The organism is Mesorhizobium sp. ISC15 (assembly GCF_037162615.1).
GTDB lineage: Bacteria > Pseudomonadota > Alphaproteobacteria > Rhizobiales > Rhizobiaceae > Mesorhizobium > Mesorhizobium mediterraneum.
Genome location: NZ_JAVSPX010000001.1, coordinates 6634450 through 6649597, shown reverse-complemented (window position 1 = coordinate 6649597; position 15148 = coordinate 6634450). Strand labels below are relative to the sequence as shown.

Below are 15148 nucleotides of genomic sequence, written 5' to 3'. Positions count from 1 at the left end.
CAGCTCGCCGCTCGGGCTGGGGCTCATTGCGGAAAATCTGTCAGCTATGGTCCCTCAGGTTATGGCCGCGCTCTTGGACGGTCGGAACTGAGCGCCCACAGGCTTTCGGCCCCAAGCCTGGAAGATGCGCGGGCAAGACATTGTGGTATCAGGCCGCGCAGCAAAGGCGTCGAGCTCGGCTGTGACACGACCGACCTCGTCGCTGGTGGCAATACCCGATGACGTCAGTGCGTTAGCGATTGCCGAGAAAGTAAGCATCGGAACCTGCTTGACGTCCCCTGGTCGGCCGTATGGCTGCGCCAGTGCTGAGTCGACATCCGCGAACCCGACGCCTTCAAGGAGGCGGACAAGCCTGCGCCCGATGAAAGGATCGGCGCCGCGCCGACGGGCCGCTTCGACATAGAGCTCGGCATAGCGGTCAAAAGCCGGGCAGGGTGGATCGCAGAACTGACTGCCGTAGTCGATGTCCTCAGTAACGATCGCGCCGCCTGGCAGGAGCGCCTCCCATGCCCGTTCGAGGAGTCGTTCAGGATCGGCAAGATGCGTGAGCACGAAGCGGACAGGAATCAGCGCGGCTCCGTCCGCCGGCCAGGGATGGAGTATGTTCGCGTTGTGAAATTCTATATTGCCGATGCCGCGCGCGGCGGCTTCTTCGCGCGCCAGCACAAGCTTGCTTTCGTTGAAGTCAATGCCGACGAAGCGGCCATTTGTCCCGACCCGCTGCGCCAACTCGAAGCTTACATCTCCGCCCGCGCAGCCGGCACCAATCACGGTGGAACCCGAAAGCGGCTCGGAGCGATCGAGCAGCGATTGCGTTGAAGGCGCCAGCACGCGCGAAATGACGGCAAGGCGTTCCCGGCTCTCTTTACCTCCTTTGATGATGTAGGGAGTGGAAGTCCCTTACTGCCATCGACATAGCGGCGTTCCTTGGTCATGGTTGACGGTGCCTGTCGGACACCCAAGGATATTAATAGAAGCGTTTGCGAAGTATCCGAAATCGAGAGATCAAGGACACCGCGGCGATTGGTCCGGTACGGGGCGACTCGCCTTCACCGGCCGAAAGTACCATTTGAATCGTGGAAAGCGAGCAAAGCTTTCTAAGAAGGGGAAAAGCCGAATTTGCGCGCCTTCGTCAATGGACAGTTGCTCCAGTTCGGGTGGGTTTCCGTGTGCGCGGACCGTCGATTCGGGAACCGCTGGTTGTGTCCCCCTGAGATGGTGCCGCCCGAAGGCGGCCGCGATCGTAGAGAGCTCGATCGCGAGATTGTTCTGGAGGAACCTGACCGGACGTTCATTATTGGCCAGGATTCCCCCGACCTTGGCGGCAGCCATGAAACGGACGTTGTGCCCGGACCCAGGCACCGGTGCGGAGCTGCCCTGTTAGCCTATCGGCAATAGCGACCACGACGTGCAAATCCGCCGCCGCTGCAAGGTTTTGCCCTCAATGTCGGATCCCCGACAGGATCACAAATCTGCTAACTCGTTGCTTTGATGATATTTCCTTTCTGGCACATTCGATGCAGGGGACCTTCCGAATGCATCAGCGAGACGTCGCCCTATGATCTGGCTTATCGAAAATGCTGTCGCCGCATTAGGGACCGCGCTCTCGCTGGCCGCCGATGCGCGATGAGCTGTTGAACGAGAGCCTGTTCTTCGGCCTCGATCACGCCCGAAGCGCCATCGCCGAATGGAGGCAGGACTTAAATCCTGTTTCATAACACCCATCTGTCTATGTCGTTGAAGTGAATAGGCTTTGCTGATCTGGATGCGATCCCATGGGGTATTTTGGGTTTTGCCGCGCGCGATGAACGATGCGCTGAGCCGCCGGTTCGTCAAGCGTTGATCGGCTGAAGACCCGCGGACCGTCCGGTAAAGGATGAATGCCTTCGATCTCACCCGCCTCGACGGCGAGCCTGAGGGTCTTCGGTGCAACGCCGAGAAGGCGCGCCGCCTTGTTCAGGTTAAGCCATGGCTCTTTGCCGTCCGCCGCTGGCCGGAAGACCGGGATCTTGTGATGCGATCTGTGCGCGGTGACCCGTTCGCGTGTCCATCGATTGCCGTGGCCGGTCACCAGCCCATTGCGGTTGAGGATACCGGCAATCAGATCATCATTGGCGATGAGCACCAGTTGGCGGACGGCCGAGATGATATCGCCGGACGTGCTGTTGCGCTGTCCACGGCGCCGCTTCGGCAGGCGCAGTTCAGTATGGACGCCGCCAACCCAATGGATCAGGAGAACGATCTCTGACGCTTCGTCATCGATATCGGCGACCACCTCCCGGATGACGGTACGAACGATGCGCTTCTTGAGCCTTGCATCCGTCGTCGGCGCCGCCCACACAGCCTTGAGATCGGCGGCGAGCGCGGTGACGTGTATTGGCGACAGCAGTGATGGCTCCGATGTCGAGGCATCATGCGCGGCAATCCTGCTCTCGATCTCGCCGACACGCGTAAGTGCCCGGTTCCATCGCAACTCCAGTTCCGCCGCGACCAGCCGGTTCTGCGGATCGATGGCGTCGTATTGCCGGAACGCCCGATCGGCGTTGTAGCGTGCCGCCTCGCGATCGCGCATCAGGGCATCGCGGACCTGATCGCGGCGACTGGCCGCTTGCGCTTCGGCCTCGACGGCCGCGGCTATCGCTCCCGGCTCGACAACCCGCAGAAGAGCTTCCTCGATGACATCGTCGACGCGTAGTCCACCGAAGGCGATGCAACGCGGCTCGCCATTGTCAAGCAGACCACGCCAGCAGGAATAGCGCGGAATGTTGTGCTTGGTTCCCGTGTAGCGGACCGTCAGCTTGCGGCCGCAGCGTCGGCAGCGGACAAGGCCGGCGAGCAGAGCGTCGCCATGCTTGGGCGCCCCGTGATGCCGGCTCGTGGGCACGTTGTCGCTCACCATCTTGCGGATCGCTTCCGCCCTTTCCCAGCCGACGTAGCCTTCGTGTGCACCCGGGATCAGCGCCAGCCATTCATCACGCGCCTTACGGCGGCTGCGCGAGCGAATGGCTGTTGCATCATATCCCGACGCAGCACGAGTCTTACCATAGGCATAGGCGCCGCCGTAGATCGGGTTCTCGATCATTCGGTGGATGGTCGCATAGCTTGGCCTGCGCCAGACCACATCGCCATTGTTGCGCTTGGCAGGCAAATCCAGCCCATGTTCAAGGAACCAGAGCAGGGCCTGGCGGGCACTGCCGAGTTCCGCCACCTTATCAAACACAAGGGTGATGGCCTCCTGCATGCGACGATCGGGATTCTTCTCCAACCGGTCGCCGACCTTCACAAAGCCGACCGGGGCAGCGACGACGAGTTCACCGCGCCGGGCCTTCTCATAGCGGGCCGACAGGGAGCGCTGACGCAGAAGATCGAGCTCGTACTCGTTGAGACTGCCCTTCAATCCCAGCAGCAGCCGGTCATTGCCCTGGCGCGGTGCGTAGACCGTCTCCTGGTCGATCAGCACGGTATCGACGACGCGGCACATCTCGATGAGCTGCTGCCAGTCGCGGCTGTTGCGGGCGAAGCGCGATACCTCCCGCGCCGCAACCGCCCCAACCTTGCCGAGACAGACTGCGGCGACCATCCGATCGAAGCCCGCTCGCGCGACCCCGCCAGCAGCAGAGCGGCCGAGATCGTCATCGACCGTCTCGATGCAAGACCAGCCGAGTGCCACCAGGCGATCGCGCATCGCATACTGCAGGGCGCGGCTCTCACGATTGTGCAGAACCTGATGGGGCGAGGACTGCCGCACATAAAGGATCGCCTTGCGCTCCAGATGGTGGGGCCGGATCTTCTCATGCATCATGGCGCGCCTCCTCCAGTGGAACGGTGCGCTCGCCGTCGACGTGGTCGAGTATCAGGCGCACCATCAGCTTTGTCAGCGTCAGGCGCGTCTCTTCCGGCAGCGCCTGCCATGGTGGGATCTGCGCGGTCTGCGCGTCGTGCGGGTTGGAGAACAGATCGAACTGATATGTCGTAGGCTGGCGCGGCATGGACCTCTCCCCGATTCGCGTCGTGAGGACCCGATGCTGCGCCCGAATCCTCCAATTGCGATGGGGTGTGGGAATTGGCCGTCGAGTCCTGCAGCAGTGTCACCAAGACGCCAAGCGTTCTGGGATCGACATGTGGGCAGCGGCAATGCGCCACGTGGTGCAGACCGCGCGATCAAACATCCAGGCCGGAACCTCCAGCCACCGATCGGAGGCGTGGCCGAAGAGACTGCAGCGGAAAACCTCCCGGTCTGTCTTCTCGATCACCTCATGAACGTGAACACAACGCCCGGCCCAAGGATGCCATGGATAAAGAAACTTGCGTTCCTCGGTCCTGTGGGCGTTCTTTCGTCGTGTTGTTTAACACGGCGAGGCCTCATTCCTCGCTCGCCTACCAGACCCCGGCGGCCTTCGCCGGAACCCTCGCCGCAACCGGCTATGCCGCTCCGCTCGATATGGGCTTCGCGTCTCCGCCGGTTGCTCAACCCGCGCCCTACGGCGTAACAGAAACAGCTGAGGCTCTAATCGCCGCCGGATGACAGTTCAGTGGCATGTATGGACGGCCTCCGCGTGGCAAGGGCTTTCTGACATTGATGACAGGTTGGTCGGGTGCAGGCATGTATTCGGCCTTTGAGTGCGGCCTGTTCATGCCGCTGGCCTTGATGAAGTCCGCGGATCGGATCCCAGACAGGTCAACGCGCTTTTTGAGCGGCACCCACTGAGCGGGTTTTTCCGATCCCGGTTCGACCGTCCGTCATCACACCATCAGCACCTCACCAACCTCTGTGCATCCTCTGCGACTACGTCACTACGCCGGTGAATCCGCGAAGCGCTTGCCCGTAGTCATCAGCGCCCAGACGATCCGGGCCATCTTGTTTGCCAAGGCCACCGCAACGACGTTGTACGGCTTTTTCGCCAGAAGCTCGGCAGCCCAGCGAGTGGGTGCCGCTTTGCCCTTACGACAGAAGCGAAGCACGGCATGGGCTCCCACAACAAGAAGGCGACGGATGTAGGGATCGCCTTGCTTGCTGATCCGCCCGAGCCGATCCTTTCCTCCGGATGAGTTCTGTCGCGGCACCAGGCCAAGCCAAGCCGCGAGTTGCCGGCCGGATTTGAACAGGGAAGCATCTGTCACGGTCGCAACGATTGCGCTGGCGGTGATCGGACCGATGCCGGGGATCGTTTCGAGGCGACGGCTCAACTCGTGCGAACGATGCCAGATGTGAATCTGTCGGTCCAGCTCACCGACCTTCTCGTGCACCTCACGCAATTGCTGTACCAAAAGAAAGAGGGCCGATCGGGCAAGCGGGGGAATGAGGTCGTGCCCCTCGTCCTCAACCAACGCGACGAGCATGCTCAGCCCTGTAGCACCCTGACGAGTGATGATGCCCAACTCCGCCAAGTGGCCGCGCAAGGCGTTCACCAGCATTGTCCGCTGCCGGATCAAAAGCTCGCGGACGCGATGCAGCATCAACACGCTCTGCTGCTCCTCGCTCTTTGTCGGAACAAAGCGCATCGTCGGTCGCGTGACCGCCTCGCAGATTGCCTCGGCATCCGAAGCATCATTCTTCTGCCGCTTCACGTATGGCTTGACGTATGACGCAGGCATCAGGCGAACCTCATGCCCCAGAGCCGTGAGGACACGAGCCCAGTGATGGCTCGTTGCGCAGGCTTCGATGCCGATCAAGCACGCCGGCAAGGACGTAAAGAATGCGACTACATCGTCGCGACGCAACTTCCGGCGGACAACCACTGCGCCCTGCGCGTCAACGCCGTGCACCTGAAACACGTGCTTGGCGACATCCAGACCGATTGTGCTAACCTTCTCCATGGACGACTCTCCCTCATGTGACTTTCGACAGCCACACTTTGGCACATTGCGATGCCGGGAGCGGAGGCCGTCCACCTCATCAGGTCAGCAGGTCAAATCGCGCGCCGAGCCTGAGTCGCGCATGCACCATGTGCAGTGTAAGGCGCACCGAGTGCATCCATAGCTGCCACCTACTGATCCTAGTAGTTTTTGAGAGCCCGGTTCCTGGATAGTTTGTGTGCATCCTCTCGGGCTATACACAGGGGGCGCTTGACGCGATCTCAAAGGAGCGGTGTCGTGATCTGCAGCACCCCTCATCGACAACTTGAACAGAAAAACAAGATTGGTGGGCACATGAGCGCGACCGTTCTGAAATTCGGAGGCTCATCTTTTCTCGATCCTGAAGATTACGGTCGAGTTGCTGGGTACATAGCCCAGCGACGGAGTCGTCACGGGCACTATCGTAACAGGCCATGGGGACGCCCAATTCCGTCACAGTAGCCCCGGACGCAGCGGTGATATGGTGCGCCAGCCTTGCAGAACGCGACAACATCCCTCGCGCTTTTTAATCAACACGACATGAGCGTGATCTGTGTGGAAGACAAAAGCCGAGCCGGCATATGCGTCACAAACGACATTGATTTTGCCGTGCGGCTGGCCAAGATGGCAGGCACTTGCTCGGTCTCAATTGAATCAACAACTGCGGTGACGGAGCTGATCGCTTCAGTGCTGCGCGTCCACTTGGAGGGCGATTATGAGCGCGCCATTTTACTGGCGCGCCAGATCCACGAACGGATGTATCCTGGATCGATTGGCGAACCGTTTGGGTCAAGAATGGCTAAACGGCGCTCGCCTTTTAGCTCGCTGCTCGTTCGTGCAACTAAAGCCCGGGGAAGTTCGCAGTAATGCCTCGGATCCTCAACTCTGGATGCCTTTCGTCCTGGCTTGTCACCCTAGTCTAAGTCTAGGGCCTGGCAGACTGCTGATGCTATGGCACTAAAGGCAACGATGCGAGGAAGCGCGTCAGATGCGGGACCGTCGGCGGCAAGCGCAAAGGCAGTCGTCGAGTGCAGCAGCGTTTCGCCGGAAGCCGACGACGGCGGCCTCCTTCTCGGCGGAGAGGGCTGTCGATCTTGGCTCTCCGAGGAAGTCGGCAGATTGCCATCTCGGTCCTCACGGCGCTCCAATGAAGAATGTGGCCATAGCGCGCCCTTTGACCTCGGAAGATAAGGATGCCCATCAAGCGTGTGATGAATGGGCCGCCGGACAGACGGAACGTGACTTAAGGATGACGTTTTTGACGTCGTTTCACGATTCAATAATTCCAAGGCTTACGGCTTTTATTGCCGCAAGCGTTCTGCTAGAAGCATCCAATTTGTGTTTCACGTTCTTCAAGTGGAAATTAACTGTATTGGGAGATATCGCCAAAATTTTTCCTATCTCCCATGACGACTTTCCTCTCGATATCCACAAGATACACTCCCTCTCCCTAAACGAAAGAACGGGGCCTGCATCGAATTCATTCAAACTTGCAAACTTCGCACCCATTCGATGAAAATGAACTGCGGCAAGCTGCAAGTAGGTCATTGCTCTATTTTGAAGTGTCCTGTCGCAGCGTTGAGCAAAGCTCATGAATGCTAATCTTCCGTTGGGACCATGCAATGGAACGGTAATGCCGGACCTTACGCCGAACGTTGCTGCCTCATCGAAAACACGGCGTTCTGCTTCGGTCGTGCTTTCGTCGTCGTAGACTTCACTCCAGAGAAAGGCGCCTGACCGCTTTCGACTCGCTTTAATTATCGGATCTATTCTGTCATATCCCATTTCGAAATAGCGCTCCTGCCATTCACTAGGAAAATTCACCATGACTGTCGGACCGCGCCGGAACGGCTTCGAAAATTTTCGCTCGGGTGCTAGAGAGCCGTAGGCGATCCACGGGCAACCAAAATTTAGGGCAAACGCAGATAGCAGTTCGAACAATTGCTTGCATTGAGCGACACCATCAGTCTGCTCGACAAATCGGTCGAACTTGATTGCAAGCGTATCCCCGACTGCATTCGGGGAATGGGCCGATGAGATCATAGCAAACCGGTCTGACGACTCGGTGGCCAGCTCTTGACGTTCAGAGACCGCAGTCATTGGCGGGCGTTCCATTTGTCTCCTCCGCAGCCAATTGCACCGAATGTCGTCACTGGTGCATAGGTGCACAAAGCTGCCGGCTGCTAGGTTGTCGCCTGTGCGCATCATCGCAAGCCGACATCGCCAAAGCTCTATCAGGCTGCGCAACGGAGAAAGTTATTTTGATTGAAGTGTAAGTTACGCCAGAGTTTGTGAGATTGCGGATTTGTACAATTGCGATTACAATATTAATTAGGTTACGAGGGTGACATCCGTTGGGCCAATCGGCCAACGAGCCCCTCGCGCGGCGGGAAATGAGCGCTTTAATCATTGCGGGACTCGACGCATGGCTGCGTGATAAGCTCGACCTACTCGTCAGTAGACCAAGTCTGCAGAGGCAATCCGCGAGAAAAGCTCTCACGCCAGGAAGGGCTCTCGCGACTCCTCGAAAACGGCCAGGCCGAGTTCAATGGCAACGTAGTCGACCGTGAACAATCCGGGCTCTAAGCGGCGACCGACTTCGGCCGAAGTTGAAGCAGGGCGATCAAGAGCGACAAAAAATCCTTCAGCCACCTGAGCAGGAGGGAGAAGTTGTAGCCGGCGGCGGCCAGGATGGCGTTGAGGGCGTCGCCCTGCTGGCCGGCGAGGTAGTTGCGGGCCATTCTGTGTTCGCTCTTGATATGGCCGATGACGGGCTCGACCGCCGACCGCCGCCACATCTGGCGCTTGATGGCTGGGGTGACGCGGCGCTTCTGGCCGGCGGTGAAGACCCTGAACTTGTGGCTCTGCGGTGCGTTGTGGCCGCGATAGCCGGCGTCGGCGAGGATGCGGCCGATCTCGTTGCCGATGGTCTTTTCCATGTCGGGGATGACGCTTGCCAGCGTGTGGCCGTCATAGGGATTACCGGGCAGTGCTTTTGCATGCAGGGCGAACTGGCCACCCTTGGAGCGCTTCAGCGTGGTGGCCACCGACACCTTCACCCCGAACTCGTAGGGCATATGCGCCTTGCCCTTGCCGATGCATTCTACCTCGTGTGCGTGCAGGCTGTAGATCTTGCGGCCGCACTGGCGCTGGCGTTGCTCGAGAACGGTGGCCGCCTGGTAGAGCGGCCATTTGAAGAGCGCGTCCAGCCCCGCATCGCCGGCGATCTGGCGAGAGATGTCGCGAATGGTCCGGCCGAGATAGGTCTTGAGCCTGCGCAGCGCCTTGTTCGCCCGCTTGAACTGCTTGGCGTGGGCATAGCGCTGATGGCTGATCAGCGCCAGCTTGCCGACCCGCACATAGCTCTGGCGCAAATGGAGCCCGTTCCTCTTGGCCAGCCGCACCAGCCGTTCGCGCGCCCGGTGGATGAGCTTGGCGTCGGTCGGGAACATGACGTTCTTCGGCTGCACGGTCGTGTCGACGATGACCTGGCGCGTGTCGGCCGGCTTCATCGCCCCGGTCTTGACCGCAAGGCTGAGGCTCTCCTGCAACAGCGCCACGATCCGCTCCTCGCCCATACGGCTGCGCCAACGCGTCATCGAGGAGCGGTCAAACGGCAGCGTATGGCAAAAGAACGTCTCGCCGGTGAGATACTGGAAGTAAGGGTTCTCCACCCAGCGCTCGCACAGCACCTCATCCGACAGGTTGAAGGTGTGCTTGAGGATCGCCAGCCCCGCCATCAGCCGGATCGGCAGCGGCGGCATGCCGGGGCCGTCCGAATAGACGGCGCCGAAACGCTCCTCCAGCACAGGCCAGTCGATCGCCTGCGCCAGCCGCACTCCCAAATCGCCTGGCAGACACCGGCCGAGTTCGCCAGCACCTTCAACCCGCGACGGTCGCTCGCGCTGCGCTATGCCAAAGGCTCCGCGCCAGCGCCCGTCGCTTCACCCGCCCAGCAGGGCACAACCCACGCCGGAAACGAACTCAAAACTGGATAGAAACTGGGGGCAACGTCAGCCTCAATCAACATGCCAGATTAATGGCTTGCGGATAGTTCACGGTCGACAACGTAGTCGCGCGGTCCATCCTCCGACCGCGCGCTCAAGCGCAAGAATGCTCTTCGCCGGATCGGACGCCGCGCCGAACACTGGGCCGACACCGCCTAGTGCATTGATTCCAACACTTGGTGCCCACGTCTGACGGCTGCGATGATGTTGTCAGGGTCTGCTTTCCAAATGAACGGGTTTGGGTCTTCGTTGTGCTCTTTGGTAAAGCGGTTGATGGCTGCCTGAAGATCAACGACGGAATGAAAGACACCATTTTTCAGTCGTCGCCGTGTGAGCTTGCGAAGAAGCCCTCGACGGCGTTCAACCAGGAACACGATGACCCGTCTACGGCCTCGTTCCCACGCAGCCAAACTAAGCATTCGAACTTTGACTTTTAGTGTCTCCAAAATTAGCAGTAATCCAATTGCGCATGCATAGGGTGGCAAGTTTCTTTTCCGAGTTGGACCTCTCGATCAAATAGAATGAGTAATTTGACTTTTTACGCTCCGAGAAAGGCGCGACCAATATACCGGACTCCAGATAATGACGACAGGTCACGCTGTCGCCCATAGCCACTCCAAATCCATTGACGGCCGTTTCTATCATCGCGAAATCGTTGCCCATGTAGTGCCGCATTCGCGGCAACTCGTTCATGTTGATGGACGAGAGCCATGAATCCCATTCATTGTCGTCGATCGCATAGAGCAGCGGCACGGTCCTGAGGTCGGCTGGCGACCGCAGCCCCGCAGCAAGGGAAGGACTGCACACCGGAAACAGATCGACTTCGCTGAGCAAGGTTGTGCGTCGGTTCTCCCATATGCCGGTGCCATATCGGATGCATAAATCCACGTCTGAGCCGATGACGGCTTTCCACGAGGTCGATGAACGCAACCCCAGCCGGATCCTAGGATGTTTCAAGAGAAATGCGCCTATACTCTTGACCAGCCAGAGAGCCGTCATGGCGGGCGGGCAACTGACAACAACTTCGCCACGGATCTCAGGCGTATTAAGGTTTGCCACCGCATCGGCGATCAAATCAAAGCCCTCCCGCAGCGAACTCATAGTGCGCAGCCCGGCAGGCGTTAGCGTAAAACTGTTGCCGCGCCGGTCGAGCAGCGTCACCCCCGTATAAGCCTCGAGTGCCTTTATCTGGTGGCTCACAGCACTTTGAGTAACACCCAGCTCCTCCGCCGCCCGCGTGATCGAGCCTTGCCTGGCCGTCGCCTCGAACGCGCGTAGCGAATTCAGCGGTGGAAGACGGCGGTGGTTTCTAAGCATTAGTTTTTCTCAGGTTTGAGTATGCGAAACTTTCGCTTGCGCCGTCTCCCTTGTCGAGACCATAAATTTGCTCGGACTAAATTCGATAGCTCAAACAGGTACGGCGTAGCGTTTATCGTCATCAAAGTGTCATGATCGGTTGGGGAAAAGTGTCAGTGCGTGTTCTGTTGATAAATCCAAACAGCAACCGCATTTTCACTGATTTGATGAATCAAAATATCGACTCGTTGCGCGCCGACGGCGCTTACCAGATCGATTGTGTGACACTTGAAGGCGCGCCCCTTGGCATTGAAACCCAAAGGGACATAGACAGCGTGATCGAACCACTTTGCCGCCTGGTCCTGGCGGAAGCGGCGCGCACCGATGCCTTCGTCATCGGCTGTTTCGCCGATACGGGCCTCTATTCCGCCCGCGAGGTTACGGCCAAGCCGGTACTCGGCATCTGCGAATCCGGATTGTCCACGGCACTCAATTTAGGCGAGCGCTTCGGCGTAGTCTCGACCTCGTCGGAAACACGCAATGCCGAATTGAGACTGGTACGCTCCTACGGCCTCCTGGAACGCTGCGTGGGGTTCGAGCCCGTGGACATACCAGTGGCGGACATACCGACCAGCGCTGCCGCGAGAGGGCGCGTGCTGGCCGCGGCAACGCGGCTCAAGACTCTTGGCGCCGATGTGCTCGTACTCGGTTGTGCCGGCATGGCGCCTTACAAATCGCTTCTGCGGGAAACCTTCAAAGTCCCTGTGGTCGACCCGAGCGTCAGCGCTGTGGCCATGGCGATTGGTATCGTCGCATTGGCATCCGGATGAGCGCGATGCAAGCGTTCAGCGAGCGATTTCTTGCCGGTTACGACAGCGCGCTGGATCTCAACGGGTTCTCTGGCGAGCGGCTCGCAAGCCGCCTTTCGGCCATTGCCGAGATCGGCCTCACGGCGGATGGCGGTTCCTGCCGGCTCGGATATTCGAAAGAAGAAAAGCAGGCGAAGGATTTGGTGTGCGAGTGGATGCGTTTGCTGGGGCTCGACGTCCGTTCCGATGCCGCGGGCAATTGCTTCGGCCGTCTTTCCGGCAAGAACGATCGCCTGCCTGTCGTCCTTTGCGGGTCACATATCGACACTGTGCCGAACGGCGGACATTTCGACGGCGTGCTGGGGGTCCTGCTTGCTCTGGAAGTGGTGGAGATGTGGAAGGCCACCGGCTACGAACCCGAGCGCCCCTATGAGATCGCCATCTTCTCCGAAGAGGAAGGTAGCAGCTTCAATGTCGGGTTCGTTGGGAGCACCGCAGTGATGGGCGCGCTTCCCGAGGATGGCTTCCGGTCGCTGCGCGACCAGGAAGGGAGGTCCTTTTCCTCGGTCGTGGAGGAAGCAGGCCTCTCGCTTGCGCGTTTTATCGAAGCGCGGCGCGAACCCGCGGAAATAGCCGCCTTTGTCGAAGTGCATATCGAACAGGGACTGGTGCTGGAAAGACAAGGACTTCCTGTCGGCATCGTCAGTGGCATTTGCGGCCTTGTCGCCCTGGAAATAACCGTGAAAGGGCTGGCCAGCCACGCGGGGGCGACGCCCATGCACTATCGCCGCGATGCCCTTGTGGCGGCAAGCCGCATCGTATCGGCGGTCAGCGAGTTGCCGGCCCAGTCCAGCGATACCGCTGTCGCGACCGTGGGACAGCTCAACGTATTCCCTAATGGCGCCAACGTGATCCCCGGCGAAGTCCGCTTCAGCATCGATATCCGCGACATCGTGGCGGAGCCCCTGGACAGGTTGGTGGCGCGGATCGTCGATGTGGCAAGCGAAATTGCCGGCACAATCAATGTCGAGTTGTCCTGGACGAAGACCTTGTCCCTGTCCCCCACACCCGTGGACGGCCGGTTGCGCGCGCAGCAGGCCGTCGCGATGCGCGAAATCAATCTTACGGCTTTTGAACTGCCGAGCGGGGCAGGCCACGACGCCATGATTTTGGGAGCTCGCCTGCCGATTGCGATGTTCTTCGTGCGTAGCAAGGACGGCATAAGCCACAATCCACGCGAATTCTCGTCACTCGACGATTGCGCGATCGCCGCACGCGCGCTTTCGCGATTTCTTGCCAAGCTTGTTTCCGAAACCGTTTCTTCCTGATTTCAAAGGTACGTCCATGTTCGATCTGGCTATAAAGCGCGCGCATATCGTTGGCGAAAGCCGCGTCGATTACGGCAATCTCTACGTCAAGGACGGCAAGTTCGCCGCGATCAGTTCGGAAGAGCTTTCGGCGCGCGACTCCGTCGACGCCGATGGCCGGATTGTCTTTCCCGGAGGCGTCGACCCACATGTCCATTTTAACGATCCGGGCTTTACGGCCGGCGAGGATTTTCAGACCGGATCGATGGCGGCGGTCGCGGGCGGCATAACCACCGTCTTCGAAATGCCGCTCACCAATCCGCTGACCGTCGACAAACCCTCTTTCCTGCTCAAGAAGGGAGAAGCCGCTAAAAAGTCGGTTGCCGATTTCGGGCTCTATCTGGCGCTAACGCCGGATAGCTGCAAGCACGTGGGCGAGTTGATGGCGCTCGAGCCCATCGCGTTCAAGGCATTCATGTCCTATTCGCCGGAGATCCCGATGGTGAAGGACGGGGAACTCCTTGCCGGCATGCGGGCGATCCGCGCGGCCAACAGCCGGATAGCCGTGCATTGCGAGAACAATGACATTATCACGTTTCTGACGGCCCAATTGAAGGAAACCGGCCGCAACGATCCTCGCGCCTATATGGAGAGCCGTCCGGACTATTCGGAATGGGAGGCCGTGCAGCGCGCCGTGACGCTAGCGATCATCGCGGGCGTGCATCTCCATGTCGTCCACTCCAGCACACCGGAAGGCGCGCGATTCGTAGCGGAAGCTCGCCAGGCAGGTCACCCGGTCAGCGTCGAGACCGCACAGCATTTCCTCTTTCTCGACGCGGATGATTTCGAGCGGGTTGGGCCATTCGCCCAATGCAATCCGCCGCTGCGTGCTCCAGGCAATGCCGACAAGCTTTGGGAAGCGATCCGCAACGGCCAGATCGACTGCGTCGGCACCGACCACGCGCCCTATACGATCGAGGAGAAGCTGCGCGGCAAAGGCTCGGTCTGGGATACGCCAGCTGGGATGAACAACATTCAAAGCGCCATTCCGCTGTTTATAAACGAAGGTATCAAGCGCAAAATCCCCCTCACCAGGCTGGCGAGGGTATACGCGACAGCACCGGCACAAGTCTTCAACATCTACCCGAAGAAGGGCGCGATCACGATCGGCGGCGACGCCGACATGTTCCTTTTCGACCCCTCCGAGGAGTGGGTCGTAGATCCCAAGCAGACGTTCTACAAGCAGAAGTGGACGCCGTTCGAAGGCATGAAAGTGAGCGGACGTGTGAAGCGGACGTGGGTTCGCGGGACGGTCGTTTACCAAGACGCAGCGCCCATAGGAAGCATTGTCGTGGAGCCCGGATTCGGCCAGTTCATTCCGGGTCAAACGGGGAATGCACTGTTTAATATCCCGAGCGGTAACGCAGCTGTCGCTTGAGCATCGCATTTGAAGTGGCAGAGACAATCCGCAGGAAAACCCGCCGCAACAATGAAGGTCCAAACCATCAGGTCCAAGAATGGGATGCAGATTGGGATCTCGGGACAAAGTCGCTCGGCAAGAATCCTCGGTTTGATCAGCCGCTCCAGATGAGATAGCGGCTAAAGCCGAGGGACAGTTGCCGTCCTTTCCGCTCAGTGGCTGTAAACACCACTATCCTGGCACATTGCGATGCCTTCTGGGGAGGGCGGCAACCACTCCATCTTTTATCGACACGTCGAGAGTGATATATTCTTCCATGGTTGTTCTTCATCAGATGCCTGGGCCCGGCGTCAGGTCGTGAGCCCGTATTTCCATCTTATCGGGGAACAGCCACCTTCCAAGGATTTGATTGGTTCTCTGGGCGACTCGCTCCCCCGATTACCCGGCCCCCGACCAGCGGCATCGCGATGTCCC

11 protein-coding genes and 3 pseudogenes are annotated in these 15148 nt (G+C 59.4%); 6 read left to right on the top strand and 8 right to left on the bottom strand.

All coding sequences use genetic code 11. The annotated features are described in order from the left end of the window. Positions 1-54 precede the first annotated feature (54 nt). Positions 55-831 carry a methyltransferase domain-containing protein gene (locus RPG13_RS31880; protein WP_337126871.1) on the bottom strand — a complete coding sequence of 259 codons (777 nt, stop codon included), beginning with the start codon at positions 829-831 and terminating at the stop codon, positions 55-57. 788 nt (positions 832-1619) lie between these two features. Between RPG13_RS31880 and RPG13_RS31875 the strand changes: the two are divergent. Further along, positions 1620-1706 (top strand): annotated as a pseudogene (locus RPG13_RS31875) (integrase core domain-containing protein); the annotation flags it as partial. Between the two features lie 23 nt (positions 1707-1729). Here the strand turns inward: RPG13_RS31875 and RPG13_RS31870 are convergent. Beyond that, positions 1730-3802 (bottom strand): recombinase family protein, encoded by a 2073-nt coding sequence (locus RPG13_RS31870; RefSeq protein WP_337126870.1) that lies wholly within the window; start codon positions 3800-3802, stop codon positions 1730-1732. Next, a complete protein-coding gene (locus tag RPG13_RS31865) occupies positions 3792-3989 on the bottom strand; it encodes a hypothetical protein (RefSeq protein ID WP_337126869.1) in 198 nt (65 codons plus the stop codon). The genes RPG13_RS31870 and RPG13_RS31865 overlap by 11 nt, the downstream gene beginning before the upstream one ends. A gap of 359 nt (positions 3990-4348) precedes the next feature. Between RPG13_RS31865 and RPG13_RS31860 the strand changes: the two are divergent. Continuing rightward, positions 4349-4525: pseudogene (locus RPG13_RS31860) on the top strand (IS3 family transposase); the annotation flags it as partial. Between the two features lie 269 nt (positions 4526-4794). Here RPG13_RS31860 and RPG13_RS31855 read toward each other — a convergent pair. Further along, positions 4795-5817 carry an IS110 family transposase gene (locus RPG13_RS31855; RefSeq protein ID WP_258120175.1) on the bottom strand — a complete coding sequence of 341 codons (1023 nt, stop codon included), beginning with the start codon at positions 5815-5817 and terminating at the stop codon, positions 4795-4797. A gap of 513 nt (positions 5818-6330) precedes the next feature. On the opposite strand from RPG13_RS31855, the gene RPG13_RS31850 reads away from it, so the two are divergent. Continuing rightward, positions 6331-6702 carry a hypothetical protein gene (locus RPG13_RS31850; protein WP_337126868.1) on the top strand — a complete coding sequence of 124 codons (372 nt, stop codon included), beginning with the start codon at positions 6331-6333 and terminating at the stop codon, positions 6700-6702. 402 nt (positions 6703-7104) lie between these two features. Here the strand turns inward: RPG13_RS31850 and RPG13_RS31845 are convergent, their stop codons facing one another. The 4 genes and pseudogenes from RPG13_RS31845 to RPG13_RS31830 form a co-directional block, all read right to left on the bottom strand. After that, complete coding sequence (locus tag RPG13_RS31845; RefSeq protein ID WP_337126867.1) at positions 7105-7950, bottom strand: helix-turn-helix transcriptional regulator; 846 nt, start codon at positions 7948-7950, stop codon at positions 7105-7107. A 467-nt stretch (positions 7951-8417) separates the two neighbouring features. Beyond that, positions 8418-9692, bottom strand: coding sequence for an IS5 family transposase (locus RPG13_RS31840; RefSeq protein ID WP_442921401.1), 1275 nt, complete (start codon positions 9690-9692; stop codon positions 8418-8420). Positions 9693-9997: 305 nt separating this feature from the next. Beyond that, a pseudogene (locus tag RPG13_RS31835) lies at positions 9998-10221 on the bottom strand (IS630 family transposase); the annotation flags it as partial. A 32-nt stretch (positions 10222-10253) separates the two neighbouring features. Further along, positions 10254-11159: a LysR family transcriptional regulator gene (locus RPG13_RS31830; protein ID WP_337126866.1), complete on the bottom strand. Its 906-nt coding sequence runs from the start codon at positions 11157-11159 to the stop codon at positions 10254-10256. A 155-nt stretch (positions 11160-11314) separates the two neighbouring features. On the opposite strand from RPG13_RS31830, the gene RPG13_RS31825 reads away from it, so the two are divergent. Genes RPG13_RS31825 through allB form a run of 3 tightly spaced genes read left to right on the top strand, consistent with a single transcriptional unit; the run spans position 11315 to position 14692 of the window. Then, positions 11315-11968, top strand: a complete 654-nt coding sequence (locus tag RPG13_RS31825) for an aspartate/glutamate racemase family protein (RefSeq protein ID WP_337126865.1) — start codon at positions 11315-11317, stop codon at positions 11966-11968. After that, complete coding sequence (locus RPG13_RS31820) at positions 11965-13275, top strand: Zn-dependent hydrolase (RefSeq protein ID WP_337126864.1); 1311 nt, start codon at positions 11965-11967, stop codon at positions 13273-13275. The genes RPG13_RS31825 and RPG13_RS31820 overlap by 4 nt, the downstream gene beginning before the upstream one ends. A gap of 16 nt (positions 13276-13291) precedes the next feature. Further along, positions 13292-14692, top strand: coding sequence for an allantoinase AllB (gene allB / locus RPG13_RS31815; protein WP_337126863.1), 1401 nt, complete (start codon positions 13292-13294; stop codon positions 14690-14692). The last annotated feature ends 456 nt before the right edge of the window (positions 14693-15148 follow it).

Excerpts from the sequence above, each read along its gene's own strand:
- RPG13_RS31870 (WP_337126870.1), bottom strand. The coding sequence starts at position 3,802 with ATGATGCATGAGAAGATCCGGCCCCACCATCTGGAGCGCAAGGCGATC.
- RPG13_RS31865 (WP_337126869.1), bottom strand. The coding sequence starts at position 3,989 with ATGCCGCGCCAGCCTACGACATATCAGTTCGATCTGTTCTCCAACCCG.
- RPG13_RS31855 (WP_258120175.1), bottom strand. The coding sequence starts at position 5,817 with ATGGAGAAGGTTAGCACAATCGGTCTGGATGTCGCCAAGCACGTGTTT.
- RPG13_RS31845 (WP_337126867.1), bottom strand. The coding sequence starts at position 7,950 with ATGGAACGCCCGCCAATGACTGCGGTCTCTGAACGTCAAGAGCTGGCC.
- RPG13_RS31830 (WP_337126866.1), bottom strand. The coding sequence starts at position 11,159 with ATGCTTAGAAACCACCGCCGTCTTCCACCGCTGAATTCGCTACGCGCG.
- RPG13_RS31820 (WP_337126864.1), top strand. The coding sequence starts at position 11,965 with ATGAGCGCGATGCAAGCGTTCAGCGAGCGATTTCTTGCCGGTTACGAC.
- allB (WP_337126863.1), top strand. The coding sequence starts at position 13,292 with ATGTTCGATCTGGCTATAAAGCGCGCGCATATCGTTGGCGAAAGCCGC.